This is a genomic window from Clostridium boliviensis, assembly GCF_033342255.1.
In the GTDB taxonomy this organism is placed as follows: Bacteria; Bacillota; Clostridia; order Lachnospirales; family Lachnospiraceae; genus Lacrimispora; species Lacrimispora boliviensis.
The window spans coordinates 1-411 of the sequence record NZ_JAWONS010000046.1 but is presented as its reverse complement, the minus strand read 5'-3'; the positions used below and the strand labels follow the sequence as shown (position 1 = coordinate 411).

General features: G+C 58.9%; 1 protein-coding gene and 1 pseudogene. Both read left to right on the top strand.

The window, feature by feature from the left end:
• Nucleotides 1-234, top strand: a pseudogene (locus RZO55_RS02365) (transcription termination factor NusA); the annotation flags it as partial.
• A partial coding sequence (locus RZO55_RS02360; protein ID WP_318062697.1) for a YlxR family protein occupies nt 234-411 on the top strand: 178 nt, incomplete at its 3' end. The pseudogene RZO55_RS02365 and the gene RZO55_RS02360, both read left to right, overlap by 1 nt.

Here is a 411-nt window from a genome sequence, read left to right as displayed (position 1 = left end):
GTGGTTCCGGATCATCAACTTTCGCTGGCTATTGGGAAAGAGGGGCAAAACGCCCGTCTTGCCGCCAAGTTGACGGGTTGGAAAATCGATATCCGGAGTGAATCCGAGGCGGAAGAGCTGGATGCCGAGGATCCGGTCGAGGAAGAACCGGCGGCGGAAGAGCCGGCGCCGGAGGATCCGGCGACGCAGGTTTCGGAGGAGGACGCGTTCGGATCCGAAGAATCGTCCGATTGATGCGGCGATTTTTTGAGTGCGGAGGTGGTTGCGTGGTGCGAGTGCGGAAAATTCCCATGCGCAAGTGCATCGCCTGTCAGGAGATGAAACCGAAGAAAAGTCTCATTCGGATTGTTCGCACTCCGGAACACGAGACCCTGGTGGACCCGACGGGGAAAAAATCGGGGCGGGGAGCCT